Origin of the sequence: Roseibaca sp. Y0-43 (assembly GCF_020667835.1) — a bacterium.
Classification (GTDB): domain Bacteria; phylum Pseudomonadota; class Alphaproteobacteria; order Rhodobacterales; family Rhodobacteraceae; genus Roseinatronobacter.
Genome location: NZ_JAFMPR010000003.1, coordinates 228,447 through 254,854, shown reverse-complemented (window position 1 = coordinate 254,854; position 26,408 = coordinate 228,447). Strand labels below are relative to the sequence as shown.

The 26,408-nt window shown below is 62.8% G+C and carries 21 protein-coding genes and 1 tRNA gene; 8 read left to right on the top strand and 14 right to left on the bottom strand.

Annotation, left to right across the window (positions count from 1 at the left end; translation table 11 throughout):
- Positions 1-26: 26 nt before the first annotated feature.
- Positions 27-1,496 carry a signal recognition particle protein gene (ffh, locus tag J1C52_RS05385; RefSeq protein WP_227426898.1) on the bottom strand — a complete coding sequence of 490 codons (1,470 nt, stop codon included), beginning with the start codon at positions 1,494-1,496 and terminating at the stop codon, positions 27-29.
- Positions 1,497-1,734: 238 nt separating this feature from the next.
- Here ffh and J1C52_RS05380 point away from each other — a divergent pair, with 238 nt between their 5' ends.
- The 3 genes from J1C52_RS05380 (at position 1,735) to J1C52_RS05370 (ending at position 3,933) form a co-directional block, all read left to right on the top strand.
- On the top strand, positions 1,735-2,862 hold the full coding sequence (locus J1C52_RS05380; protein ID WP_227426897.1) for a PQQ-dependent sugar dehydrogenase: 1,128 nt from the start codon (positions 1,735-1,737) through the stop codon (positions 2,860-2,862).
- Positions 2,863-2,961: 99 nt separating this feature from the next.
- Entirely contained in the window at positions 2,962-3,792 is an 831-nt protein-coding gene (locus tag J1C52_RS05375; protein WP_227426896.1) for a bifunctional allantoicase/(S)-ureidoglycine aminohydrolase, read from the top strand.
- 51 nt (positions 3,793-3,843) lie between these two features.
- Positions 3,844-3,933 (top strand) — tRNA-Ser (locus tag J1C52_RS05370).
- An 85-nt stretch (positions 3,934-4,018) separates the two neighbouring features.
- Here J1C52_RS05370 and J1C52_RS05365 read toward each other — a convergent pair.
- The 10 genes from J1C52_RS05365 to J1C52_RS05320 all read right to left on the bottom strand — a co-directional run bounded on the left by J1C52_RS05365 (position 4,019) and on the right by J1C52_RS05320 (position 13,008).
- Positions 4,019-4,522, bottom strand: a complete 504-nt coding sequence (locus J1C52_RS05365) for a hypothetical protein (RefSeq protein WP_227426895.1) — start codon at positions 4,520-4,522, stop codon at positions 4,019-4,021.
- Between the two features lie 323 nt (positions 4,523-4,845).
- Positions 4,846-5,520: a hypothetical protein gene (locus J1C52_RS05360; RefSeq protein ID WP_227426894.1), complete on the bottom strand. Its 675-nt coding sequence runs from the start codon at positions 5,518-5,520 to the stop codon at positions 4,846-4,848.
- Between the two features lie 66 nt (positions 5,521-5,586).
- Entirely contained in the window at positions 5,587-6,018 is a 432-nt protein-coding gene (locus J1C52_RS05355) for a hypothetical protein (RefSeq protein ID WP_227426893.1), read from the bottom strand.
- A 61-nt stretch (positions 6,019-6,079) separates the two neighbouring features.
- Positions 6,080-7,183 carry a bifunctional DNA primase/polymerase gene (locus J1C52_RS05350; RefSeq protein ID WP_227426892.1) on the bottom strand — a complete coding sequence of 368 codons (1,104 nt, stop codon included), beginning with the start codon at positions 7,181-7,183 and terminating at the stop codon, positions 6,080-6,082.
- Positions 7,184-7,273: 90 nt separating this feature from the next.
- Positions 7,274-7,561, bottom strand: coding sequence for a hypothetical protein (locus J1C52_RS05345; RefSeq protein ID WP_227426891.1), 288 nt, complete (start codon positions 7,559-7,561; stop codon positions 7,274-7,276).
- Positions 7,562-8,066: 505 nt separating this feature from the next.
- On the bottom strand, positions 8,067-8,897 hold the full coding sequence (locus J1C52_RS05340) for a hypothetical protein (RefSeq protein ID WP_227426890.1): 831 nt from the start codon (positions 8,895-8,897) through the stop codon (positions 8,067-8,069).
- The gene (locus J1C52_RS05335; protein ID WP_227426889.1) at positions 8,894-10,183 is read right to left on the bottom strand and encodes a tyrosine-type recombinase/integrase; all 1,290 of its coding nucleotides are present in this window, start codon (positions 10,181-10,183) and stop codon (positions 8,894-8,896) included. Before J1C52_RS05335 ends, J1C52_RS05340 begins: the two co-directional genes overlap by 4 nt.
- A gap of 196 nt (positions 10,184-10,379) precedes the next feature.
- Positions 10,380-11,171, bottom strand: coding sequence for an ABC transporter ATP-binding protein (locus J1C52_RS05330; protein WP_227426888.1), 792 nt, complete (start codon positions 11,169-11,171; stop codon positions 10,380-10,382).
- Positions 11,168-12,010 carry an ABC transporter permease gene (locus J1C52_RS05325; protein ID WP_227426887.1) on the bottom strand — a complete coding sequence of 281 codons (843 nt, stop codon included), beginning with the start codon at positions 12,008-12,010 and terminating at the stop codon, positions 11,168-11,170. Before J1C52_RS05325 ends, J1C52_RS05330 begins: the two co-directional genes overlap by 4 nt.
- A gap of 8 nt (positions 12,011-12,018) precedes the next feature.
- Positions 12,019-13,008, bottom strand: coding sequence for an ABC transporter substrate-binding protein (locus J1C52_RS05320; RefSeq protein ID WP_227426886.1), 990 nt, complete (start codon positions 13,006-13,008; stop codon positions 12,019-12,021).
- A 317-nt stretch (positions 13,009-13,325) separates the two neighbouring features.
- Between J1C52_RS05320 and J1C52_RS05315 the strand changes: the two genes are divergently transcribed.
- The gene (locus J1C52_RS05315) at positions 13,326-14,621 is read left to right on the top strand and encodes an efflux RND transporter periplasmic adaptor subunit (protein WP_227426885.1); all 1,296 of its coding nucleotides are present in this window, start codon (positions 13,326-13,328) and stop codon (positions 14,619-14,621) included.
- On the top strand, positions 14,618-17,764 hold the full coding sequence (locus tag J1C52_RS05310) for an efflux RND transporter permease subunit (RefSeq protein WP_227426884.1): 3,147 nt from the start codon (positions 14,618-14,620) through the stop codon (positions 17,762-17,764). The genes J1C52_RS05315 and J1C52_RS05310 overlap by 4 nt, the downstream gene beginning before the upstream one ends.
- A gap of 74 nt (positions 17,765-17,838) precedes the next feature.
- Here J1C52_RS05310 and J1C52_RS05305 read toward each other — a convergent pair whose 3' ends face one another.
- The 3 genes from J1C52_RS05305 to J1C52_RS05295 form a co-directional block, all read right to left on the bottom strand.
- Positions 17,839-18,888, bottom strand: coding sequence for an ABC transporter ATP-binding protein (locus J1C52_RS05305; RefSeq protein WP_227426883.1), 1,050 nt, complete (start codon positions 18,886-18,888; stop codon positions 17,839-17,841).
- A gap of 9 nt (positions 18,889-18,897) precedes the next feature.
- Complete coding sequence (locus J1C52_RS05300) at positions 18,898-21,051, bottom strand: ABC transporter permease (RefSeq protein ID WP_227426882.1); 2,154 nt, start codon at positions 21,049-21,051, stop codon at positions 18,898-18,900.
- A 67-nt stretch (positions 21,052-21,118) separates the two neighbouring features.
- The gene (locus J1C52_RS05295) at positions 21,119-22,150 is read right to left on the bottom strand and encodes an ABC transporter substrate-binding protein (RefSeq protein ID WP_227426881.1); all 1,032 of its coding nucleotides are present in this window, start codon (positions 22,148-22,150) and stop codon (positions 21,119-21,121) included.
- 222 nt (positions 22,151-22,372) lie between these two features.
- Here J1C52_RS05295 and J1C52_RS05290 point away from each other — a divergent pair, with 222 nt between their 5' ends.
- From J1C52_RS05290 to J1C52_RS05280, 3 genes are read left to right on the top strand one after another with little or no spacing between them, the layout of a single operon-like run.
- Positions 22,373-23,152, top strand: coding sequence for a response regulator (locus J1C52_RS05290; protein ID WP_227426880.1), 780 nt, complete (start codon positions 22,373-22,375; stop codon positions 23,150-23,152).
- Positions 23,149-25,641 carry an ATP-binding protein gene (locus tag J1C52_RS05285; protein ID WP_227426879.1) on the top strand — a complete coding sequence of 831 codons (2,493 nt, stop codon included), beginning with the start codon at positions 23,149-23,151 and terminating at the stop codon, positions 25,639-25,641. The genes J1C52_RS05290 and J1C52_RS05285 overlap by 4 nt, the downstream gene beginning before the upstream one ends.
- The gene (locus tag J1C52_RS05280; RefSeq protein ID WP_227426878.1) at positions 25,619-26,266 is read left to right on the top strand and encodes an HAD family hydrolase; all 648 of its coding nucleotides are present in this window, start codon (positions 25,619-25,621) and stop codon (positions 26,264-26,266) included. The genes J1C52_RS05285 and J1C52_RS05280 overlap by 23 nt, the downstream gene beginning before the upstream one ends.
- Positions 26,267-26,408: the final 142 nt, after the last annotated feature.

Below are 26,408 nucleotides of genomic sequence, written 5' to 3'. Positions count from 1 at the left end.
GGTCTTTTCCTTTGCGGGACCGGGGGTCATTTCTTCTTGAACATGCCGGACAGGCCACCGGGCAGCGCGCCGCCGCCCATCATCTGGCGTTCGGCCATCTGCACCAGTTTCGGGTCAAGCTGGCCGGGGTCTGGCATGGCATCGGCCCCTTTGCCCTTGCCGAACATGCCGGACATGGCCTGCTTCAACATGCCCTTCTTGCCCATGGTCTTCATCATGTCGGCCATCTGGCGGTGCTGTTTCAGCAGCTTGTTCAACTCGGACACTTCCAGCCCGGCACCGGCGGCGATGCGCTTCTTGCGGCTGGCTTGCAGGATCGCGGGGTTCGCGCGTTCCTTCTTGGTCATCGAGTTGATAAGCGCGATCTGGCGCTTGAGCATTGTGTCGTCAAAGCCCGCAGCCTCGACCTGTTTCTGCATCTTGCCCATGCCCGGCATCATGCCCATGACACCCTGCATACCGCCCATCTTGAGCATCTGGTCAAGCTGAAGCTTCAGGTCGTTCATGTTGAACAGACCTTTCTGGAAGCGCTTCATCATGCGTTCGGCCTGTTCGACCTCCAGCACTTCCTGCGCCTTTTCGACCAGCGCGACAATGTCGCCCATGCCCAGAATGCGGCCCGCAACGCGCTTCGGGTCGAATACTTCCAGAGCATCGGTCTTTTCGCCCAGACCCACGAATCGGATGGGCTTGCCCGTGACGGCGCGCATCGACAGCGCGGCGCCGCCGCGCCCGTCGCCATCCATACGCGTCAGAACCACGCCCGACACGCCGACCTTGCCGTCGAATTCGGCGGCGACATTCACGGCGTCCTGCCCGGTCAGGCCATCGACGACCAGCAGCGTTTCACGCGGGCTGACGGCATCGCGCACAGCCAGCACTTCGTCCATCAACACTTCGTCGATATGCAGGCGGCCCGCGGTATCCAGCAGATAGACGTCATAGCCGCCCAAGGTGGCCTGTTGCTTGGCGCGTTTGGCAATCTCGACCGCCGACTGACCCTTGACGATGGGCAGTGTATCGACCCCGATCTGGGTGCCAAGGATCGCCAACTGTTCCATCGCGGCCGGGCGGTTGGTGTCGAGCGATGCCATCAGCACGCGTTTGCCTTCGCGGTCTTTCAGACGGCGGGCCAGCTTCGCGGTGGTGGTCGTTTTACCAGACCCCTGCAAACCCACCATCAGCACCGGCGCGGGCGGGTTGTCGATTTTCAGCGCCTCGGCAGCCTCGTCGCCTTCCAGCATGGCGATCAGCTCGTCATGCACGATCTTGACGACCTGCTGGCCCGGCGTGATCGACTTCGTGACCGCCGCGCCCGTGGCTTTTTTCTGCACGCGCTTGATGAAATCGCGCGTCACAGGCAGCGACACGTCAGCTTCCAACAGCGCGACACGGACCTCGCGCAATGCCGCGCGAACGTCATCCTCGGTCAGAGCACCCTGTTTCGTCAGCCGGTCAAAGACGCCGGACAGCCGTTCTGACAGGTTCTCGAACATGCGCATCACTCCCGCCCCGAAGGGCCATTCAAACCGGTTTTGCACCCACGGGCGCAACGCGCTGGTGGGTGGCGATCCTTGGCTGCACCAAAGGACCGGAAGGCTATCGCTTCCGGGTATTTCGTTGGGCGATACGGACAAGCGCGCCCGGAGTCAAGGAAAAGCAGGGTGCACGCGGCATCGTGAGTTGAATTTCCCGCAATCGCGCTTTGTTCAACCTAAACAGAAAGGAGACGCCATGCACCGCCACCTTTACCCGATGCTCGTCGCAGCAAGCTTTGCCTTCGCCGCCCCCGCCAACGCGCAGGATTACACGATAGAAATGCTGCAAGAGAACCTTGATCGCCCTTGGGGTTTCGATTTCCTGCCCGGCACCGACCGCATCGCACTCACCCTGCGCGGCGGCGATGTGCTGTTGTGGCACCCGGACGGGCTGGTTGAACTGACCGGCGCGCCCGATGTGGTCTTTGGCGGCCAAGGCGGGCTTCTGGACATTGCCGCCGCGCCCGATTTTGCCCAAAGCGGCTGGCTATACATGACATGGACGGGCGCGGCAGAGGGCGGGACGACCACCCATCTCGGCCGCGCGCGGCTGGACGGGATGGCGCTGCGCGACCTAGAGGTGCTGCACGCCGTCAGCCCCGGCATTGACAGCGGCGCGCATTTCGGCTCGCGCATTGCCTTTGCCGACGGGCATGTCTTCGCGGGCTTCGGCGACCGGGGCTTCAAGAATTTCGGCCCTGACCACATTGCCCAAGACCTTGGCAGCGAGAACGGGTCGGTCATCCGCCTGACGCTTGACGGCGAAATCCCCGCCGACAACCCCTTTGTGGGCCAAACGGGCGCTGCTGCCGCGATCTGGTCCTACGGCCACCGCAACATTCAGGGCATGACGGTTCACCCGGACACCGGCGCGGTCTGGGTCGCCGAACATGGCGAGGCGGGCGGCGACGAGGTGAATGTCATCCAGCGCGGCGGCAATTACGGCTGGCCGCTGGCGTCCTTCGGCGTCACCTATCGCGGCGGCGACGAATTCGCCCCGCCCCACCAGCCCGGTGACGGATTCGTGGCACCGGCCTTTCACTGGCCCGCCGGGCGCGACAACCACAACCCGCCCTCTGGGATGGTGTTCTATGACGGCGATGCGTTTTCGGACTGGCAGGGCCATTTGCTGATCGGCAACCTTTTGCACCGCTACCTTGCGCTGTTCGACGAGGAGGGCGGCGAACTCACCCCCGTCGCCCGCCTGCTGGACGGGCAGAACTGGCGCATCCGCGATGTGGCTGTCGGGCCGGAGGACGGCTTCATCTATGTCCTGACCGATGGCGAAGATGGCAAGCTGCTCCGCCTGCGCCCGGCTGGCTGATTGCCCGGAAATGCCGAAAGCACCTGTCGGCTTTCCGCGCTAGTCGGCGGGGCGTGGCAGGGCTAGGGTAGCGGGGCATCTCAAGATAATGGCCCGCCGATGACCCAGCCCAAAACCCCCGCCCGCAAGTATTTCGTGCCCAAGGGCGGCCTGCCCCCGCAATCGCAGCTTGTGACAGACCGGGCCATGTTCACCGAAGCTTTCGCGGTCATCCCGCGCGGGGTGCTGTCCGATATCGTGACCAGCGCCCTGCCATTTTGGGACAATGCACGCTTCTGGGTTCTGGCCCGCCCGCTCAGCGGTTTTGCCGAAACCTTCTCGCAATACATTGTCGAGTTGGGCGCGGGCGGCGGCAGCGACCGGCCAGAGACGGACCCCAATGCCGAGGGCGCGATCTTCGTGGTCGAAGGCGCGGTCGATATCACGCTGGACGGCACCACCCACAGTCTGGGCATGGGCGGTTTCGCCTATCTGCCAGCGGGCGCGGGCTGGACCATCCGCACCACAGAGGGCGCCGTATTCCACTGGATCCGCAAGCGCTACATCGCGGTCGACGGCCTGCCCGCGCCCGATGCCTTCTTCGCGCAAGAGCAGGACATCGCCCCCAACCCCATGCCCGACACAGATGGCGGCTGGGCCACCACCCGTTTCATGGACCCGACAGACCTGCGCCATGACATGCATGTGACCATCGTCACCCTGATGCCCGGAGCGGTCATCCCGTTCGACGAAACCCATGTCATGGAACACGGGCTTTACGTATTGCAGGGCAAGGGCGTCTACCACCTGAACCAGCAATGGGTCGAGGTGGAAGCGGGTGATTTCATGTGGCTGCGCGCCTTCTGCCCACAGGCCTGCTACGCTGGCGGCCCAGAGCCGTTCCGCTATCTGCTTTACAAGGACGTGAACCGCCACGCCGCTTTGCCCTAGGGCAAAACGTGGCTTGCGCCCTCGGGGTGCCCGCGCTATGACGCGCACGCTGGACAGTTGGCCGAGTGGTCGAAGGCGCACGCCTGGAAAGTGTGTAGGCGGGGAACCGTCTCGAGGGTTCGAATCCCTCACTGTCCGCCATCACCCATTGATTTAATTGTATAAAATTGTCGTTTTGGCCTTGCACCCAACATAAAGCCCCACATAGAAAAAACGCTTGGCGAGACTATGGGTTGCCATTCCATAGCACCGAAACCTCCATCAGCACTTTGTTCGCGTGTTGGAAGTTCTCTTTCTGCTCTTGATAGCCATATTGCGCTTTCTGCCCATGAAAGAAGTTATTCCGAAGACGACTAATCACCAGAAGAACGGCTAGAAGTCTTTGAGAATCACTCGGCTTGGGGGCATTAAACCCCTGTCCGATTTCATCCGGTAGCCTTCGCCCTCCACTTAGCGCATCGCGCCTTGCACGAGCATTAACACCTTTGAAATAGCGGTCACGATAGTAGTCGAACGCTTCGTTCACTGCAGCTGGGGCAACATAGTTTTCAAGCTTCTCAACTTCGCGCTTGATACGTTCTGGGTCTGCTTGATTGCCGTCTTTCTGGGTAATCCGAGCCTCGAAAATGGGCCATAGCATCGCGAATCCAAACAGGATTTGATTCTGCTCCTGCCTCACTTCAGCCCAATTCGGTTGATGCTGTGCCAACCACTCTGAAACTTCATCCATTTCTTTCTCCGTAAGCAACTATCTCTCCGCAGTATCGGTGGCGTAGTAAAGGGTTTAGATTTTCTGGGCGGTTTCGCGCGCCTTTCGCATAAGCTGGGCCATAGCGCGGCGCATGTCGTCGCTTGCCTTTGTTCTGTCGCCATGCTGCCACCGACCATTGGCGGGGCCATAGGGTGCACCACCGCGCGCGCCATGCATCCGGCAAACCGTCCAGCCCTTCACGGCGGGGGCATTGCAGCGGCAACGCGTGCTCTTGGCTGTCGCGGTGCAACGCGGGGCATCTGCTAGGCGCTGGGCGGGGTGCTTGGGGTTGTCGGGGGTTTTCACTTGCACCCCCCTCCACCCGTCTGCACCGCGCCCACAATCGCCTGACCGCCTGAATTGACCGTGACGTGTTCGACCGTGACTTTCTGTTGCCCGCCTGTCCTATATCGCTTCAAGGCGTCCATCTGCGTGGTGAAGGTCCGGGCCAGCTTGTTAAGCGTTCTTTCGGCGCTGTCCTGTTGCGGGATAGTGTTCACATGATTGAGTTTGCGCGCCATCATCATGGTCGCGGCATGAATAGCGCCCATCTGCGTGGCAAGCATGGCCTCCAGTTCATCGCGCGGCTCAATCGACCGGACAACTGCCATGACAAAGTTGGAATTTGCGCTGTCGATATTGCGCTTGTGCGACCCTAGGCAAGCTATCTGCCCGACAAGCCCCGCATGAAAGTCTTGGTCGCGCGTGCCTATGTCTGCCATCTGCAAGAGCGTGGCAGTCGCTAGGTCGTCACTTTCCAGACCAATCGACAAGACGTCATCTTTCATTTCCAGCTTCATGGAAGGCGCAACATCGCGGGCCAGCATATCCTTGGCGATCTGGGCCAGCCTGTCGTGCTTCTCTTTGGGCAGTTTGTCGATTGCCTCATTTAGTCGGGCATCGTCTGTGAGCTCGTCGTTTGCCATATCGGGCAGTTCCTTTCGGATCGGTTTTGTAGGTTCGATTTCAGGCGTCATATGTAATCTTAGACCCTTCCCCTGCTTTCCCCCGCCCATGCAGCGTGCCACTTCGAGTGCCAAGCGTCATTGCAGGCTTCGCCATGCAGTCACTTGCTGGTCACGGCAGAACACAAGCATTTGGTAGTCGTCATCCCAATCGGCTGTGCACCGCCTCAAAATTGAGTTCATCACTTCGCCGGGCACATCGTCGGGTTCGCTTTCTAGGCTTTGCAACGCGGTCTGCTGTTGGTCATGGCAAAAGACCAACATCTGGTAGTCATCGCCCCATTCGCCCATGCAGCGCGCCACAATGCTGGCTGTGGGTGTTTCGAGTGAAGCGCTCTCAACAATTGCAACCCACCGACTACCTGCTGTGCGCTGTTGTTCCCGGCAGAACGCAACCATTTGGAAGTCGTTGCCCCATTCGGCGTCACAACGGGCGACGATAGACGCATCATTAACTTGAGCAAATGCGGGGCCAGCACAAATTGTAAGACAGGCGAAAAGGTAGCGCATGAAGAGTTCCTTTTTTTCGTGACTTGCGGTGAACGCCGCAGGGCATAAGGTAAATAGGGCGCTAATCATTCTGCCCTCTTGGGCTTGGTTTGCCAATGTTCACAATGCCTTCCCCATCACCGCCCGTCGTGCGTAACTGCGCCAAAGTGAACGTCTGGTGCTTAGACCCTGCCCGATGGTTGCCTACCAGCCTGACCAGCCCGACCGCCTCTAGGGTTCGGCGGGCAGCACGCAGGCGCGGGATTGACTGACCAGAAAGCCCCGCCGCGCGAATAGCCTTGAAATCGAGCGCAAACCGCTTGCCGGGGCTGTGGCCGTGCATGTCCTGTAGCAGCACGAAAAGCGCGATTGCGTCAGCTTCGTTATGCCATTTGCGCAGAGCGTCCAGTGCAAGGCGGTGCAGGGACACGGCGCTGTCACGCCCTTTGAATATCCGGTTCTCTAGACGCGCCCGCCAAGCCCATCCGGCAATCGCTATCACCTCACTAACGGGCATGGTGCTGGCCTCTTGGCAAAGGTCATCTCTGACCGCCTCAAGATTGCGCGCGAGTTCTTCGGCGCTGTCCACATGTTCGACCATTGCGACCGCCTCTTTCACAAGCTGGATGTGTCGAAACCCGACCGGGACAAGCTCTTGCGCGGCGCTGGGCAGCCTTGGGGCCATGCGCAAGGGTGGCAGGGCATCCACGCCCAGCGCGCCCATGATAGGGCTATAGCGCCCGCCATCGGGCCGGATAGAGCAAGCCCCGACCACATAGGCGCGCGATCCCGTCTTGATATCAACGGGCAGACCTTCGGCGCGCAGGTTCGGGGGCTTTTCTGCGCAATACGCGCGGTAATACAAATGCCGCCCGCGCGGGGTCTTCACATGCACCGGGGAAGGGCCAAAGCGCGCCTCTAGCTTGGCCACCAGTTCGGGGTCGTCTTCGTCGCAATCGACCACCGCCAAGCCATCTAGCCGGATACCATAGACCTGCGATCCCGACCGATAGAGCGGGGCCAGGATTCGGGCCAGCGGCAAGCGGGGGCCAGCCCATGCCCGCAAGAGCGGGGCTTTGCCATCGTCGCCACCGCCAAGCGGCAAGAGGGGGAAGCCCGCCCGCGAAATGCGGGCAAGCTCGTTTCTGAAATCGTCGGGCAGGTGTTCTTGACGTTGCGCGCCCATGTCACAACCCCCAAACCAGCGCCGCAATGGCATTGGCTTGCGCTTCGGTCAGGCCGTGAAGCCTGCGCAGATACAGGACTTGCAACCGGGTCATGTGTCGCCCCCATCTGCCAAGGTCTTGGCGCTGGCGGGGTAGTTTAGCCGGGTTGTGTCAGTTCCGGGCCGCAAGCTGTAATGTGCGACATACTCCGACCCTTTGTATTCGACGTCGATAGGCCAGTTGTATTTCGATTTCAGCAGGTGGATGATTGCGCCTAAACGCCACCCCTTCACCTCTCTGATTTCGGTCTTGTGCGATATCACGCGCCCATTGATAAGCGCCTTGCACGCCCAATAAATCTGGGTCGGGCTGGAATACCAGCGGTCTTGTTTTGTCATGGTAATGCCTTTGCATTGAAGCCAAAGGCGGGTGGTGCTATTCTACAGACAATCCCAAACTGCCCATAACGAATAGGCCGCCGCCCCGCCGGGTGGCGGTTTCGTTATGCTGCGTTTTCGGATTGCGCTTGTTCCCAAGCCTCTAGGTCAGACAATCGCCACCTTGTGCAACCCGGGCTTAGTTTGACGGGCTTGGGGAATGTCGGGTCTTCTTTGGCCCAGCGCCTTGGGGTCAGAAAGTGAACCGAATAGCGCGCGCCAAGCTGGCGGTCTGATAGGTAGGTTTCGGGCATATGCGCCTCCAAAGGGTTGCTTTGGGGTGCATTGTTACGGAAACACACACAAAGAATAGTCAGGTGGGTTAGCTAAACCTAGCCATGCAAATCACTTAACATCTGTATGAGGGGCGGCCTATTTTCCGTCGGTATTTTGTGAATAATCCATTTTGTAATTAAATTTCATAGACTTAAACGGGTGCTTTGGTTCTCCTGAACCGCTAGCTAGGTTATCCACCAGTCTTTGGCGCACCACCTGATTTATTCCAGTTAATTAAGGTAGTGACCCGCCTTTTTGCTTCGTTTGATAGCGGCTCTTTGCCGCGCCAAACATCCGGATTGTCTTCAATCCACTTTTCAATAGCTGCTTTAACACCGGTCGGAAATTTCCGCTTTTGCAATAGTGCATGCCAAGCAGAAATCGCAAAATCCAACTCGGCTGAGAAATGTTCATGTGAAGGGTCTCGAATTAGATCGGAATCCTCTAAAGCATCTGGGAAAAAGAATTTTGGCTTTCGACCAAGCGCTTTCATCCAATCTCTAAAATCAGATACATTGACCTTGCTACGCGTCCAGTCAGGTTCCTTGATAAAGTAAAATTTATTGGCATCTGAGAAGGACGAAACTTCAAAGTTGGCTTTCACTTTCTTGTCCGCCCGAATCAGAACATCAAATGAAATCTCGCCCTCAAAGTCATTGGCAGGAACGGCCACCGTTCTATCTCCAAATTCATAGTAAGGAACAGTTCGTGCAAGATGCGAAAAATCGCACGGTAGTTCACCACGTATGACTGCATAAGAAATCGCTCGAAATACAGGAACAAATTCGACTGAGTAAAAGTAGTTTTTAACATGGTTTGATGTACCAATTCTATGAAACTGTCCTTCTTCTATTCGTGGCAGGTATGCAGGTTCGTATTTGCTTGGGTCAATGTTAACTACCAACATAGCCGCTTCGAGCACGGAAAGGTGCTCGCACCACCTCCAGTGTTCTAGGCCCTCTGCATAGTCGTCTAGGTCGCTGTATCCGAGTTCATCGTCTTCTTTGTCGCCGTAGTTCATCCCAACCTCACAACCTTGCCGCTCTTAGCCTTGCCGCCCATGAAATCGGCCCAATCGGCCATCATGCGCCGCCGCTTCTCAATCATGTCGCCCCGCCGATAGCTGGCCTCCACCGCGTTGCTGATTTTGTGCGCAAGCGCGACTTCGGCCATGTCGCCCGGATATGTGGTCAGTTCCGACACCCAATCCCGAAAGGTCGAGCGCAAGCCATGCGGCACGGCGGGCCGTTTCGATACGCGGTCAAGATAACCTGCACCGCCTTGGGATATGTCTGATTCGTGCATACGCTTCATGGTGGCCGATAGCGTCATATCCGACAACTGCCCACCGCGCGCGGCTGGAAACACCAGCGGGTTGCCCTCAAGCTTGTGAAGGGCCTTCAGCATTGCGACCGCGCGGGCAGACAATGGCACGCGGTGTTCCTTGTCCATTTTCATGCGCTGGGCCGGGATAATCCAAAGCGCGTTGTCTAGGTCGATTTCATCCCAGACCGCGCCGCGCACCTCTTGCGACCGGGTGGCGGTAAGTGCTGCAAATTCCAGCGCCCGCGCGCCAAAGCCTTCACGCGCTTGCAGAGCTGCAAACCAGCGCGGGGCATCATCCAGCGTCAAGGCGGGATGGTTGCCTTCCTTGGCTACCTTGGAAGGCGCGGGCAGCAGTTCTTTCAGGTTGCCAGCCCAGCGCGCGGGGTTGTCGCCTGTCCTATGGCCTGCGACCGTGGCCCAGCTTAGAACGGCCTCTATCCGACCGCGCACGCGCTTTGCGGTTTCGGTCTTGTCCATCCAGATGGGTTGCAGCACGCGCAACACGTCTTGGGTGGTTATGTCCTGAACCAGCATCTTGCCCAGATCGGGGGTTGCATAGGTCGCAAGGGTGTTTTCCCATTGTTGGCGGTGCTTGGCGTTCTTGAATGCGTCCAGCTTCGCGGCAAGCGCCTTGTCCACAGCGTCGGCAAAGGTCAGGCCACGGCGCTGGGCGGCAATTAGCGCGGCCTTGGTGGCCTTGCGTTCTTCGACCGGGTCAATCCCTTGTTCAATCTTGGTGCGGGCTTCGCGGGCCTTGTCGCGCGCCTGCGATAGCGTGACAGTCGGAAACCCGCCTAAGCCAATGTCACGGCGCAATGCCCCGACCTTGATGCGCAACACCCAAGAGCGCCCGCCCTTCGGTGTAATCTGCAAGTAAAGCCCGGTCACACCCCCGACCGAAAACAGCACGTTGCGCTTGCCACCGGGATGGGCCAGCCGCTTCACATCCAGCGCGGTCAGTTCTTCGGCAATCTTCGGCATTTCTAACACCCCACATAAAGCCCAACATAGAAAATGTAACCGGGTGCATCGGATTGCTCAAGCCTGCATATGGCTTATGTGGGGTTTTGCCTTGAAATATAGGGCTTTGTTCTCACCCAAGCATATGATTGAAAATGATAAAAAAGGCACAATGGCGGGCTCACTGTCCGCCATCCCCTTTCCCCGCAACCTTGGTCTAGCAGCAGCGCCTTGGGCCCGACGTGTCACAGGCGTCGTCATATGTCAGGGCGCGTTCGTCGACATTCATAAGGTCGGCAAGCAGAGGGTTGGTCGCGGTTTCGTGCTGCACGAACGCGTAGATCGCGGCCTCGGACCGGGTGCCGGGGCGTCCTTCGGGTTTCAAGCTGCCGAGAATCCCCTCTCCCTTGCGGTCAAGGACCGCGATCCGATCCGCAATGCGCGCAGCTTCGGTCAGGTCATGGGTGATGAACAACCCGCCGAATTCAAACGTCGCGCTCAGGTGGATGACTAAGTCCTGCATCCTGCGGCGAAGGGCCGGATCCAGCGCGGCGAAGGGTTCGTCAAAGATCAGGAAATCGGGCGCAACCGCCAAGGCGCGTGCAATCGCCACGCGGGCACGCATCCCGCCCGACAACTGGTCGGGCATCTTTTCCAGATCGCTGGGCAAAAGGGCGACCGCGGCAGCGACTTCAGCAGCGCGCTCGAACGCGTCGGCCCGTGCCATCCCGTCCAGAACAAGCGGAAACGCGATATTGCCGCGCGCGCTTTCCCACGGCAGCAGCCGCGATTGCTGGAACACCATCCCATGCCGGCGGTAGCTGCGCAGGATGCGGCCGGAGTCTGGCGTCAGGACATCCGCCGCGATCGCCGCCAAGGTGCTTTTCCCGCTGCCAGAGGGGCCGACCAGGGCAACCACCTCTCCCGGTTGGGTCAGAAGCGACACATCGCGCAACACGCTGCGCCCGTTATACACGTGGTTGATCGAGACGAGCGCCAGACCGCTCATAGCGCCCCCCCGCGTTTCCACTGACCGACCCGGCGCTGGAACGGACGAATCATGCCGTATTCCACGGCCAGCAGCGCCGCCACCGTCAGCGCCACATAGGCCAGCGCCATGTCGATATCCATATTGGCCCGCGCCCGCGCCAAGGCACCGCCAAGGCCTGCAACATTGGCGACAAGTTCAGCCATGATCGCCACCTTGAACCCAAGCGCCAGCGTAATCCCCGACACCGGCGCCAGCGTGGCCAGGATCTGGCGCAGCGCCACGCGGGTAAACCGCTGCCATGCCCGCGCGCCAAAGGCGGCGGCCATGTCCTCTAGCTTGCGGTCACGGGTCAGCACCGCATCCACCGTTCCCAGATACAGCATCGGCGTCGTCACCAGCGTGATCGTGAACATGATGGACCCGTGCGAGGGACCGAACCAGATCATCGTCAGGATGACCCAAGCCGTCGCGGGCATTCCCAGAAGGATCGTCGCCAATGGTGCAAACATGCGGCGCAGGAAGGTGACATAACCCGCAGCCAGCCCAAGCCCGACGCCGACCATGACAGCCGTCGTCAGCGCCATCGCGACCCGTGCAATCGTGGCGGTGATCAGCCCCCAGCCTTCGGCAGAGGACAGCACGCGCAGGATCGCCTGCAAGGTCTGCACGGGCGAGGGAAGGATGAATTGCCCATAAGACAGGTGCCCCAAGTGCCAAAGCCCCAGGAACAAGGCCACACCCAGCAGGCCGGGGACAACACGCAACAGCCACCGCCCCAGCAGGACAAGCCCGGTTTCCACCAGTTCCTCTGGCGCAACGCGCAGCCGGTCAAGCTGAGCGCCGATTGTGCGGGTCATTGCGCGCATCAGATCGCGTAAAACGCGGGATCGGGCACCTTCCCGGCCAGGATCGCGGGATCGGCATCCAGAAGCGCGCGATAAAGTGCCTCGATCTCTGGCCGCGCTTCCGAAGCGCGGATCGAAGTGATGTTGCAATAAGGGATCGCGGTTTCCAGAACGGGTTTGGGGCGGTTCAACCGGGGCGCGGCATTCTCGGCGGCGGCGGCCGGGTCGGCATTCAGGCTTTCGGCGGCAGTGGCCAAAGCCATGTGCAGCGCGGCGGGCAGGCCCGGATGCTGGGCAGCGAAATCGGCCCGGATCGCCAGCGACGCTTGCGGAAGCGAGGCGCGCAGACCCGTGATCTCTCCCAATTCGTCGCGCATCTGGACGCCGCGCGACAGGGTTTGCCCGTCGGCCCGCCCCTTTGCCAGCACCGCGCTCGCCCCCGGTTCGGCCAGCAGCGCGGCGTCGGCACGTCCGGACAAAAAGACCTGCCCGGCCTCCATCTGGGTGGTGGCGGGGATCAGCTCCAGCTCGTCCAGCCCGACGCCATGATGTGCCAGCGCCAAGCGCATCATATGGCCGGTGAAATCGTTGAAGGCAGGCACGACAACGCGCAAGCCCCGCAAATCGCTCACCTGCGGATTGTCCAGATCGCGCGCGACCAGCCCGCAATGCCCGTCTGTCAGGGTGCAGACCAGTTGAACGCCGAAGCCCCGGTTATACAGGCTGCCACCCGCTTGGGTCGGCACCACCGTGACCGGCACATCGCCCGAGACGAGATTCGCGCGCATCTCGTCGCCCGTCGTCCAGATGCTGAAATCCACCTCGTCCGCGATGGCGTCGAACGCGCCGATGGCCAGCGCGTGCGAGATCAGGATGCCCGGCCCCGACCCCGGCGATTGCAGGGTCAGACGCGGCAACATGGCCCCGCTGGCATTCAGGATCGCGGGTGCTGCCAATAGGCCAGAACCGATCAGGGTTGTCTGCATGAAGCTGCGGCGGGTGAGGGTCATGTCATGTTCCTTTGGTGTCTTTCGGCGCGTTCTAGCGAGCATTTCCGGGCAGGGTGTTTGACCCAGATCAACAAACCTTCCACCGCTGGAAGGTTTGCCCGGATACGGACAACATGTCGCGGATCAAGGCCTGACAAATCCCGCAAAAGGCCTGTGATTGCGACAGGTTCGCTTCCCTTGGGCGTAGGCCGACAGGCCACAAGGACGCACCCGCCAATCGGATTTTTCCTTGCAAACAGGCGCGATTGGGCAGAATGCTTGAAGCCAAGCGCCACAAGTCTTTGCGCCGTAGACCAGACTGACAGAAGGATCGTTCGATGAAGCTTTTGGCCAAGATCGCGATCCGATCGCTTGCGTTATTCGTGCCGATCGGCATGGGCCTTGCCGTAATCGCCTGGTCCGGCACGCTCAGTTCAGCCGCCGCGCAAAAAGAAGCCGTTCCCCAGCCGACGCCGGTGCGGGTGATAACCCTTGCCCCGATAGAGCTTGTGCCCCGCGTTCTGGGTTACGGCACGGTCGCCCCAGCGCATGAATGGCGCGCGGTGGCCCGCATCGACGGCGAGATCATTGAAACCTCTCCGCTTCTGGCAAACGGCACCGTGGTTCCCGCCGGGACGGAACTGCTGCGCATAGAGGACGCGGACCTGCGGCTGGCCTTGGCGCAGATCGACGCGCAGATCGCGGCGCTGGGGGTGAAGGACGCCACGCTTCAGGCAAGCCTTGCGCTTAGCCGCGCGGATCTGGACATCAGCCGCGCAGAACTGGCCCGCCAGCGCGAGCTTCAGACCAGCGGCGTCAGCACACAGACCGCGCTCGACCAAGCGACGCGGGCCGAACTTGCGGCCCGCCTGAAGCTGACCGAGATCGAGAACCAGCTGATGCTGAACGAGGCCGAGCGGCAGGTTCTGGCCGCGCAGCGCGACAGTTCGGCCCGCAGTCTGGAATTCACGCGCATCGCCGCGCCGTTCGACCTGTTGGTGGGCACGGTTCAGGCCGACCTTGGGCAGTATGTCACGCGCGGGGCAACGCTGTTCTCGGGCGACGGGCTGGACGCGGCCGAGGTGACGGCGCAGTTCCCGATGGCGCAGATGGGGCCGCTTGTGCGCTCTATCCCCAGCGGGCAATCGGTTACGGACCTGTCCGCCGTCGTTCGTTTGCGCAGCGCGGGCATAACGGCAGAATGGCCTGCCGTCGTGGACCGGGTCAGCGAAATGCTGGATGTGCGCACGCAAAGCGCGAATATCATCGTGCGCGTCGATCAGCCCATGGCGCAGGCCGTCGCGGGCGAGCGCCCGCCGCTGCGCCGCGACATGTTCGTCGAGGTGGAATTGAGCGCACCCGCCCGCATGGCGCTGGTGGTGCCCGCCTCTGCCATTACAGAAGGACGCGCGCTGGTTGTCGATGACGCGGGCAAGTTGGCCCGGCGCAGCGTGCAGTCGGCTTTCACCGTGGATGGGCTGACGGTGGTCGCAAACGGGCTTGCCGCGGGTGACAAGCTTGTCGTCACCGACCCCGCCATCGCCATGCCGGGCATGAGTGTGAAACCCGTCGAGGACGAAGCGCTTGCCGCATCGCTGGCCAAGCTTGCGGCAGGCACCGGGGGCAAGCCGTGATCCGCCTGTTCGCGGCGCACCCGACCGCCGGCAACATCCTGATGATCCTGTTGATCGGTCTGGGGCTGGCCGCCCTGCCAAGCCTGCAACGCGACAGTTTCCCCGAAGTGCCGCCCTCGGATGTCGAGGTGCGCATCGCCTATCCCGGTGCGGCCCCCGCCGAGGTGGAAGCCGGGATTTGCCTTGTCGCCGAAGACCCGATCCGCGCGGTCGAGAACCTTGCGCAACTGGCCTGCCAGGCGCGCGACAACATGGCCGTGCTGACCGCCGAGATCGTCGAGGGGGCCGACATGACCCGCTTCGCTGCCGATGTGAAGGCGGCGGTGGATGGTGTCACGGCCTACCCCGCGCGGGCGGAAGCGCCGGTCACGCGCATTGTCGAACGCGTGGCCAACGTGGCCTCTATTGCCGTGACCGGCCCTGACGACCCGGCGGTGCTGCTGGCCTATGCCGATGCCTTGGCCGAGGAATTCAAGCGCGATCCCATGATTTCGCAGGCGTCGGTCTCTGGCTTTTCCGACCGCGAGATCGTGATCGAGATCGACGCGGCCAGCTTGCAACGCTATGGCCTGACCATTGCCGATGTGGCCACGGCGCTGTCGCGCAACAGCCTTGATATGCCAGCGGGCACACTGGAAGGGGCGCAGGGCGATGCGCTGGTCCGCTTTGCCGGAGAGCGCCAAACCGCCCGCGACCTGGCCACCATTCCCCTGACCGCGTCAGAGCTGGGCAGCGAGGTGCTGCTGGGCGACGTGGCGCAGATCCGCACCGCGTTTGCCGACGCGTTCGATGCCACTTTCTACAATGGCAAGCGCGCTGCCGTGGTCAGCGTGACCAAGACCGCCGCGCAGGATTCGCTGCGCGTGATGGACGCGGTTCTGGCACAGCTGGAGCAGGCGAAGGCGACCGCGCCCGAAGGTATCGAACTGGCGATTTCGCAAGACAGCACGACCAACATCACCGACCGGCTGCGGATCATCACCTCGAACGGGGTGCAAGGGCTGGTGCTGGTCTTGCTGGTGATGGGGCTGTTCTTCGGGCTGCGCTTCTCGTTCTGGGTGGCGCTTGGCTTGCCGGTTTCCTTCCTTGGCACGATCTTCGCGATGCAGCTGATGGGCCTGTCCATCAACATGATAACCATGGTCGCACTGTTGGTCGCGATCGGCTTGTTGATGGACGATTCCATCGTGATCTCGGAAAACATCGTCCGCCGCAGGCTTGGCGGCGAAGCGCCCATGCAAGCGGCTGTCAACGGCGTGGCGCAGGTGGGGCCGGGCGTGGTCGCGTCATTCCTGACGACGGTGATGATCGTCGGGCCGTTGGGCCTGATGGCCGGGCAAATCGGTGCGGTGTTGAAATTCCTGCCTGTTGTGCTGGTCATCACGCTGATCGTCAGCCTGCTAGAGGCCTTTCTGGTGCTGCCCAACCACCTGTCCCATGCGCTGCATGGCGATATGCGCCCGAACCGGTTAAACCGGGCCGTCAATGGCGCGTTCGACAAGTTGCGCGACGGGGTCATCGTGCCGCTGGCACGGGTCGCGCTGCGGTTTCGCTACTTCACGCTGGGTGTGGCGGGTTTCCTGTTCCTCGTGTCGCTGGCCCCGTTCACCGCGGGGCTGGTCAAGTTCCAGAGCTTTCCGTCGCTGGAAAGCGACACGGTCGAGGCCCGGTTGCTGCTGGCACAAGGCGCCCCGCTCGAACAGACCGAGGCCCGCGTGCGCAAGGTCGTCGCCGCGCTGGAAGCGCTGAACGCCGACGAAACCCCGAAACAGCCCGACGGGCAGACGCTGGTGCAGGGTATAACCGTCTCTTACGGCACGAATGCCGATGCCGCGTCGGAAAGCGGGCCGCATATGGCGACGGTCAGCGCCAAACTTCTGCCCGCGGGCATTCGCACCACCGAAGTGACCCAGATCGTCGATGACTGGCGCAAACGCACGGGGCCGATGCCCGACATGGCCAGCCTGCGGTTTACCGACAAGGACCGGGGCGTGGGCGGCAAACCCATCGACGTGCGCCTGCAAGGGCCGGACCTGCGGGTGCTAGAGGCAACGGCCCGCGAGATGCGCGCGTTTTTCCGTGGCTTCAGCGGGGTGCGTGACGTGACCTATGACCTGCGCCCCGGCAAGCCGGAATATGTCATCTCCCTGCGGCCCGCCGCCGCCTCGGCCTTGGGGGTCACGGCGCAAAGCATCGCGACCCAACTGCGCGCCAGCCTGCGCGGGGATACCGGGCTGGAAGTGCGCGACGCTTTGGGTGGGCTGGACATTGTCGCGCGGCTGGATGCGGGTGATCGCGCCAGCGCCAGCGACATCGCCGCGATCCGCGTGCAGGGCACCGGCGGCGCGCTTGTGCCGCTGTCAGCCGTGGCCGATATCACGCAGACACGCGGCTATGCCTCTATCACCCGGATCGACGCACAGCGCACCGTGTCCGTCACCGGGTCCATCAACCCCGCCGTCGCCAATGCGCGCGAGCTGATGGCCGCCATGCGCGCCGATTTCCTGCCCGCCCTGGCCGAACGCCACCCCGAGGTGCGCGTGATCGTCGTGGGCGAAGCGCAAGACACCGCGACCACGGGCGCGTCCTTGATGCGCAACCTTGGCCTTGGGCTTGCGGGGGTCTGGCTGATCCTTGCCTTCCAGTTCCGCAGCTTCGTGCAGCCGCTTGCGGTCTTCGTGGCAATTCCCTTGGGCGTGATCGGCATGATGTGGGGTCATATTGCGCTGGGGATGCAATTGTCCCTGCCAAGCTTCGTGGGGCTGGCAACGCTTGCGGGGGTCGTGGTGAACAACTCGATCCTGCTGGTGGAATTCATCAAGGACCATGCCGACACGGCGGACCACTTGCTGGATGCCAGCGTCAACGCCGTGCGCGACCGTTTCCGCGCGATTTTCCTGACATCGCTGACGACCGTGGTCGGTCTGGGGCCGTTGTTGTTTGAACAATCGACACAAGCTCAATTCCTGCGCCCCATCGTGGCAAGCCTTGCTTTCGGGCTGACAGGGGCCACCTTCCTTGCCCTGTTCGTCACCCCGGCCGTTTTCCTTGTGCTGAAAGACCTGGGGCTGATCCGGATAACGGGACCAGAAACGGGCCCGGATCAGCCGACCGCCACCGATCAAGCGGCGACAGCGCCCTAAATCCCGCAGCCCTGCATTCCACCCGGTCTAGCTGAACACGATCCCGCCAGACTGCTCATCAAGATGGATTTGCCCTAAGCCGCCACCAAGCGCAGCTTGTCCAGGTCGAAATCCAGAAAAACCTGCTCGCCCTTTGCGAATGGCTGCGCATGGGGCGGCGTGATGGCGAAAAGCGATCCGGCCTCTGTTGCCAAGGTATATTGCACGGTATTGCCCAGCCATGCCGCGTAGACGACCTCTGCCAGCAACCGCTCTGGCGCAGCAATGCGTTCCAGCCGGATGTCATGCGGGCGCAGCACCAGTTTCGCGGCGCCCTTGCTGGCACTGTCCAGCGGCAGCGTCAGTTTGCGATCCAGAAGTGCTACCTGCGTGGGCGTGCCTGCCTGACAGATTTCCACATCCAGCAGGTTCGCATCGCCGATAAAATCGGCGATGAAGGCGCTGGCGGGGCGGTCATACAGGTCTTGCGGCGTGCCTTCCTGCGCGATCTCGGCGTTCTTCATCACGATGATGCGGTCGCTGACTGCCATCGCCTCTTCTTGGTCATGGGTGACATACACGGCGGTCAGGCCAAGTTGCTGCTGGATCTGGCGGATCTCTTCGCGGACATGGCGGCGCAGTTTAGCGTCAAGGTTCGACAGCGGTTCGTCCAACAGCAGCACCTCGGGTTCCAGCACGATGGCACGGGCCACCGCGACGCGCTGTTGTTGGCCGCCAGACAGTTCCGACGGCAGCCGGTCGCCAAAGCCCCGCAGGCCGACCTGCTCCAGCCCATGCTCGGCGCGGGCCTTGACCTCTGACTTGGGGGCACCCTTGACCATCAGCCCGTAGCCCACGTTTTCCAGCACGGTCATATGCGGAAACAGCGCGTAGGACTGAAACACCATCGACACCGCGCGATAGGTGGCTGACTGATGCGTCACGTCCTGCCCGCCGATCAGGATGCGCCCTTCCGTGGCGCTTTCCAGCCCGGCGATCAGCCGCAGCGTGGTGGTCTTGCCGCAGCCCGACGGCCCAAGCAGCGTAACCAGCGTGCCCGGCGCAATGTCCAGCGACAGGGGTTTGAGGGCTGTGACATAGCCAAAACGCTTGGTGACATTCTCGAAACGGACGGAACCTTTCATGGTTTTCCCTCAGCTGGTTTGAAGCCGGTCGGCCCGGCGCAATTTGCGCCGTCCGATAAGCAATTGCAGGGCAAGAATGGCCAGCAGCATGGTCACGATCAGCACCGCCGCATAGGCGATTGCGATGCCGAATTCGCCATTCTCGACCCGGCCGACGATGAAGCTAGTCGCCATGTTGTAGCGCGCCGACACAAGGAAGATGACCGCGGAAACCGACGTGATCGCGCGCACGAAGGAATAGGTCAGCGCGGCCAGAATCGCCGGACCCATCAGCGGCAGGATCACACGGCGTAGCGTGGTGGCACTGTTGGCCCCCAGCGTGATCGAGGCTTCGTCCAGCGACCGATCCAGCTGGCTCATGGCCGCGATCCCGCCGCGCACACCCACCGGCATGTTGCGGAAGATGAAGACGATAATCAGGATCAGCCCGGTGCCGGTCAGTTCGATCGGGGGAAAGTTGAAGGCCATGACATAGGCCACCCCGATCACCGTGCCGGGAATGGCGAAGGACAGCATGGTCGAAAACTCGAACGCGTCCTTGCCGGCGAATTTCTGACGCACCAGCAGGTAGGCGGTTGCAAGGCCAACGGCGGCGGTCAGCGGGGCGGCGATGGCGGCAATGGTCAGCGTGGTCAGGAAACTGTCCCAAGCCGCCCCCGTCAGGTGCACGCCATTGCGCACGATAATGCCGAAAGCGCGTTTGTAATGCTCCAGCGTCAGGGTGTGGTCATAGCCCCACAGCTTGACGAAACTGCCGAACATGATGAGCGCATACAGAACCAACGTGAACACGGCCCAAGGCAGCGCCAGCGCGTAGCACCCCCAGCGCAGGGCCGGGTTAAGACCGGCATGTTGGCCGCTATCGCCTTTGCCGGTGACGGTGGCGTAGTTCTTCTTGCCCAGCCACAGACGTTGGGCAAGGAAAGCGCCCAGTGTCATCGACAACAACGTCAGCGACAGGATCGCGGCCTTGGCCGGGTCGGCCACGGTGCCGACGATGGCGAAATAGATCTCGGTCGAGAGCACGTTGAAATTGCCGCCCAGCACCAGCGGGTTGCCGAAATCGGCCAAGCTTTCGATGAACCCCAGCAGGAACGCATTGGCCAGCCCCGGACGCATCAGCGGCAGGCTGACGAAACGAAAGGTCTGCCAGCGATTTGCGTCCAGCGTCTGGCTAGCCTCCTCGACCGAGGGGTTGACCCCTTCGACCACGCCGATCAGCACCAGAAAGGCAATCGGGGTGAAGGACAGCATCTGTGCCAGCCAAACCCCCCAGAAGCCATAGAGCCACCGGGTCTTTTCCCAGCCGAAAGCGTCGGCGAAGAATTCGGTGATGGTGCCGGAGCGCCCGAACAACAGGATCAGCACCAGCCCGATCACGAAAGGCGGCGTGATGATGGGCAGGATCGTCAGCACGCGCAAGAACCGCTTGGCCGGAAAGGCCGTGCGCGTGAAGATCAGCGCGAAGGCCAGCCCCATGACGGTGGTGCCGGTTGCGGTCGCAAGGCCCAGCAGCAGCGAATTCATCGCAGCACCGCAATAGCCGGTGCCCAAAAGGCAGGCGATGGACCAGATTTCGGGCGACAGGAAACGCGGCAGGAATTCCGACAGGCCCAACCCCGCGCCGCCGCGCAATTCGAACGCGCGGATCAGGATAAAGCTCATCGGGTAGAAGACGAATATGCCCACCAGCGCGACGATCGCACCCACCAAGCCGGTGATGAACGCATCCCCCCGGCCCCGGCCCAAGCCCGAAATGCCAGTGGTCAGGATGAACAAAAGCCCTGCTGCAACCAGCAGCGCGCCCGCGCCCATACCGGGCTGCGTTAGCCCCTCCAGCGCGTCGAACCTTGCGCGGTTACCCAAGATCGCCAAGCCTTGCGCGGCCATCAGCACAAGCCCCAGCGCGCCGCTTGCGACCAGCGCGCGCGCCTGTGCCAGCCCGCGCAACAGAACCAGCGCCGCGCCCGCGCCCAGCAGCCCGACCAGCGGGGCCAGCAACCATGGCCGCCCGCCCAGTGCCCAGAACAGCGCAGGGCGCGCGTCGGTGGTCCATGTCGCCAGCCAATCGGGCGACCAGATCCCGCCGGGGATCATATACCAGGGCAAAAGCGCATAAGCCGCCAGCCCGACCAGAAGCCATAGCTTCGCCGTGCGTTGCATCTTGTTCATCCCGGATCAAGACAAGGCCCGCGCCCCGAAAGGCGCGGGCTGTGATGCGATCAGACGATCACTCTTCGAAATTGCCGCCTTTGGCCTTTACATCGGCACCCCAACGTTCCAGCAGCCGCTCGCGGGTTTCGGATGCGCCATAGGTGGCGAAGTCGTAGTCGATCAACTTGACCGAGGTCATGTCCGGCGCGTCCGGGTCGGTCGCGGATTCGGGGTGCGAGGGGATGTTGAACACGCCCACTTCCAACCCGCGCGATTGCGCTTCGGGGCTGATGACATATTCCACCCACGCTTTCGCGGCCTCCATATGGGGTGTGCCGTTGATGACGCTGACCGCGCCAACCTCGTAGCCGGTGCCCTCGCAGGGCGAGACGATCTCGACCGGGAAGCCCTGCTTTTTCAGGTTGACCATGTCATGCATGAACCCCACCGCAATGGTGGTCTCGCCACGTGCGGCCATCTTGCCGGGGGCAGAGCCGGACTTGGTATGCTGGTTCACATTGGCCCCGATATCGGCCAGCAGGGCAAAGGCCTCGTCCTCGCCGAACAGCTGCACAAGCGTGGCAAGCTGGGTATAGGCGGTGCCAGAGGATTGCGGGTTCGACACGGTCACTTCGCCCTTATATTCGGGCTTGGCCAGATCGCGCCAGCAGGCCGGGGCGGGCAAGCCCTTTTCGGCCAGAACCTCGGTGTTATACATCATACCCAGCAGACCCACATGCACGCCGATGGCGCGGCCTTCGGACATGTCGGCCATGTTCTGCGCCCAGCCCAGCAGGCCAGATGTGTCCACGCCCGATGGGGTGCTCAGCCCTTCATTGGCGGCAATCAGATGCGGATCGCCCGTGCCGCCCCACCAGACATCGACCTTGGGGTTGCCGGCTTCGGCGCGGATCTGCGCCAGAACCTCGCCGGTGGATTTGCGCACCATGGCCACGTCGATGCCGGTGTCGATCTTGAAATTTTGCGCCATCAGGTCGCACCATGACTGTTCGTTGGAACACACCACGCTCAGGGTTTCGGCCTGCGCCGCGCCTGCGGCCAATAGGGCTGTGGACAGCGCAAGGGCGCTGATGCTGGACAGTTTCATGTTTTCTCCTCCCGGATTGACCGCCTCTCCATGACGGTACGTCCCCAACCCTCGCACGGGCCGCCCAGCCGAACGAGGATTGGCAGGTTAACAACCTGTCATCTGCGCCGGAGAATTATGAACAATGTTACAAAATGCGCCCTGCCCTGTCATTCAGGACATATGCCCGGCATTGCAGCCGCCGCCAGTTGCGCCATGATACGCGCAGGGAGGAGCGGACAGATGGAAGACCCGTCTACCGGTGGTGAGACACGGCCACAGGCAATGACCGGTGCCGCGCCCGAACAGGGCGGGCCGGTCGTGGCCATCATAGACGACGACCCGGACCTGCGGCACAGCGTGGCGGAATTGCTGGCCGAAAACGGCTTTACCCCGCTGCCGCTGCCGGACGGCGCGTCGTTCATGGCGCTCGGGCCGCGCCCGCGCGTGGACATGGCCCTGATCGACCTGCGCCTGCGCGGAGAGAACGGGCTGACCCTGGCCATCCGCATCCGCGAAACGCTGGGCCTGCCGATCATGATGCTGACCGGACGCGGCGACGAGATGGACAAGATCATCGGGCTGGAAACCGGCGCCGACGATTACATGATGAAGCCCTTCAACCCGCGCGAATTGCTGGCCCGGTTGCGCGCCGTGCTGCGCCGCACCGGCCATCCCGCGCTTCAGCCGCCCGATCGCAGCGCCAGCACCATACTGCCCTTCGGCCAGTTCCGGCTGGACCAGACCCGCCGCGAACTGCTTGGCCCGGACGGCACAGAGATCGCTCTGACCAATGCCGAATACCGCCTGCTGGATTATTTCCTGCGCCATCCCGACAGGGTCATCCCGCGGACAGAGTTGCTGACCGAGTTGGGCAATGACCTGTCGCAATACATGGACCGCACGATTGACGTGCTGATCCTGCGCCTGCGCCGCAAGATCGAAGCGGTGCCATCGAAGCCGGTGCATCTGCAAACCCGGCGCGGCCTTGGCTACATCTTCGTGACCGGGTCGCACCCATGACGCGGGCGCGCTGGCGGTTGTCGGTTCGCGCGCGGCTGCTGGCAGCATTGACGGCGCTGGCCATCGCGGTGCTGTGCGTGGGGCTGATCGCCTGGGGTGCCTTGACGCGCGGAAATGACAGGCTGGACAGGTTGCTAGGCGAAACCGTCTCGGGCGTGGAGCGTGCACTGACCTTGTCGCGCAAGGCCGCAGACCTCGCAACGCTCGCGCCCTACCTGCTGACGCTCGACAGCCCGTTTCGCATCGCCCAAGAGGGCGAGCAGGCAAGCGCCCTTGTCCGCGCTCTCAGCGATGGCTTGCCAACCGACCATGCCCTGCAACAAGCCTTGGCCCGGACCGAAGACGCCATCGCGGCGCTGGTGCGCGACAGCTCTGCCCGCGCAGAGCTGCGCGACCGAACCTTGCGGCTGACCGCCGAATTGGCCGCTCTGGAACGCGATTTCGCTGCGTTATCAGCCCAGCCCGATGCAACACTCGCCGAACGTCAGCGCGGGCTGTCGCTGCAAAGCGTGGCGGCGGCGCTGCTTGGCGCGGGCCGGGCAGAGAACCTGATCGGCGTGGGCGAATTCCAGCGCGAATATGTCCGGCTGACACGCTCCATGACCACCCTGCGCGATGATCCGGGGCTGGCCCGGCTGCGGCAGGTGGCAGAAGGGCGCGACGGGCTGTTCGAGTTACGGCGCCTAGAGCTTGCCCGCCAGATCGGGGCAGAGGCCGCGCTGGTGCGCATCCGCCAAGGTGCGGCGGCGGTCACGGCCCATGCCGGCGCGGTTACGCAAGACGCGCAGGCACTGATCGCCGCCGAACAGGCCAGCACCGCCACCGCGATTGCCCTGGCCAAATCGACCCTCTTGGCCGTCGTCTTCGCAAGCGCCGTTCTGGCGCTGACGGCGGCGCTTTATGTGTCGGGCTATGTGACCGCCAACCTGCGCGCGATTTCCGACGCGATGATGCGCTTGGCCGGGGGGGATCGTCAGACCCGCCTGCCGCGCGGCGAGGGGCAGGGCGACGAGATCGGCAAGCTGTTTTACGCCTTTCGCGCCTTTCGGGCCAATGCGTTGCGGCTGGACCGCTCGCACCGCCAGATGGCCCAGCGCACCGCGCTTTTTGAGAACATGATGAGCGGCATCAGCGACGGTGTGGCCATCCTGTCGGACCAGGGCCAGATCGTGGCCCATAACGACCGGCTTGCGCCGCTGTTGCGGGTCGATCCGGCCGTGCTGACCGAACGCCCACGGCTGCAAGACCTGGTCACGGATGCAGGCTGGCACAGCAATGACGGGCCTGCGGGCCTGTCCAGCCTGTCGCTGCCCTCTGGCGCGGTGATCGAGCTGCGCGAAAGCGCGCTGCCGGGGGGCGGCACGGTCGTGCTGATCGCCGACGCGACAGAGCGCCGCCAGATGGAGGACCGGCTGCGCCAGATCCAGCGGATCGAGGCGCTGGGCAAGGTCTCGGGCGAGGTCGCGCATGATTTCGGCAATATCTTGTCCACCATCGCGGGCAATCTGCACATGATGGACACCGCCTCGCCCGCGCGGCGCGAGGCGTTGCTGCAAAGCATCGGGGTGGCGGTAGACCTTGGCGCGTCGCTGACAGGCCGCCTGCTGGCCTTCGCGCGCCGCCAGCATCTGGAACCAGAGACCGTCGATCTGCCGCAACTGGTCGAAGGCATGGCCGATCTGGTCGGCTTTGCCCTGCGCGAGGAAATCGAGCTGGACATATCCACCGGCGCGCAGCCGCTGCCGGTGCGCGTGGACCCCGGCCAGATGGAAAGCGCCATCCTGAACCTGTGCCTGAATGCCGGGCAGGCGATTGCCGGGCCGGGCCGCATCAGCGTCAGCGTGCGCCAATGCGGCACGCAGGCGGTGATCGAGGTCAGCGATACCGGTGCGGGCATGGCGCCAGAGGTTCTGGCCCACGCGATGGAGCCGTTCTTCTCGGCGCGGGCCGATGGCACGGGCACCGGGCTGGGGCTGGCCATGGTTTACGGCTTCATCCGCCAATCCGGCGGCGATGTGCAGATCTCGTCCAAGCTGGGCCAAGGCACCAGCGTGCGGCTGAGCTTGCCGCTATGCACATCCGCCGACCCCCTGCCAGCGCTGGGCCGCGTGGTGTTGGTCGAAGACGACCCACGCGACCGCGCCGCCGCGCAGCAGCTATTGACCCCGATGGCCAAGGCACTGCGCGTGGGCCCGGACGCAAGCGCCGCGCTGGCCCTGCTTGACCAGCCGGTGGACCTGCTTGTCACCGACCTGTCGCTGCATGGGCAGATCGAAGGCTGGCGGCTGGCCAAGGCAGCGCTGGCGCGCTGGCCAGAGGCAAGGGCGCTGGTCGTGTCCGGCCACCTGCCGCAGTCGAACCCGCTTGTGGCGCAGTTCCCCGGCCGCATCGCGACACTGCCGAAACCCCTGACCGCCGACGCCATGCGTGGCGCATTGGCCAATCTTTCCCCGAAAGCCCAAAGACATGACGCACCCGCACAGCCTTGACTTAAATAGCCCGACAAGGCCCGCCGCCCTGCTGATCGACTGCGACGGAACGCTTCTGCTGACGGGCGATCTGCATTTCACCGCCATTTCCGAGGCGGTTCTGCTGCAAGGCGGGCGGATGCCTCGGGACTGGTATATGGCGCGGACAGGGCTGGGGCGTGACGATCTGTTTGCGCGGTTTCAGGCAGACCACGGCGTTGCCCTGGACATGGCCAAGGCAAGCGTGGACAGCATAGACCGCACGGTCCAGCACGCGGCCCAAGCGCGCGAGAACCCCAGTGTTCTGGCCTTGGTCCGGGCCGCGCACGGGCGCGTGCCCATGGCCGTTGTGACCAATAGCGAAGCGCGCATCGCCCACGCCTTTCTGGCCGCAACGGGCCTGCGCGACATGTTCGATCAGGTCATTACCCGCGAAGACGCGCAATATCCCAAGCCCGCACCAGAGCTGTATCTGACCGCCGCCGCGCGGCTTGGGGTTCGCCCCGCTGATTGCGTGGTGCTCGAAGACAGCAACGAAGGGCTTATTGCCGCCGAGAGGGCCGGAATGCGTGGCTATGACGTGCGCAGGCCCGAATGGCCCGCCCAAAGCGCGCATCTCGCGCAAAGCTTGGCCTTTTTGCCCTAGGGTTGACGTCAACCGGAGTTTTCGCCCCCTATTGTGCCGGGAAGTGATGCAAAGAACAGCGTGGGGCGCGGTCTTGGGTGGGATTGTCCCCTGCGCAAGCTTGCCTCGACACCCCCTAGCGTGACACAGTTTCGGCAGACCA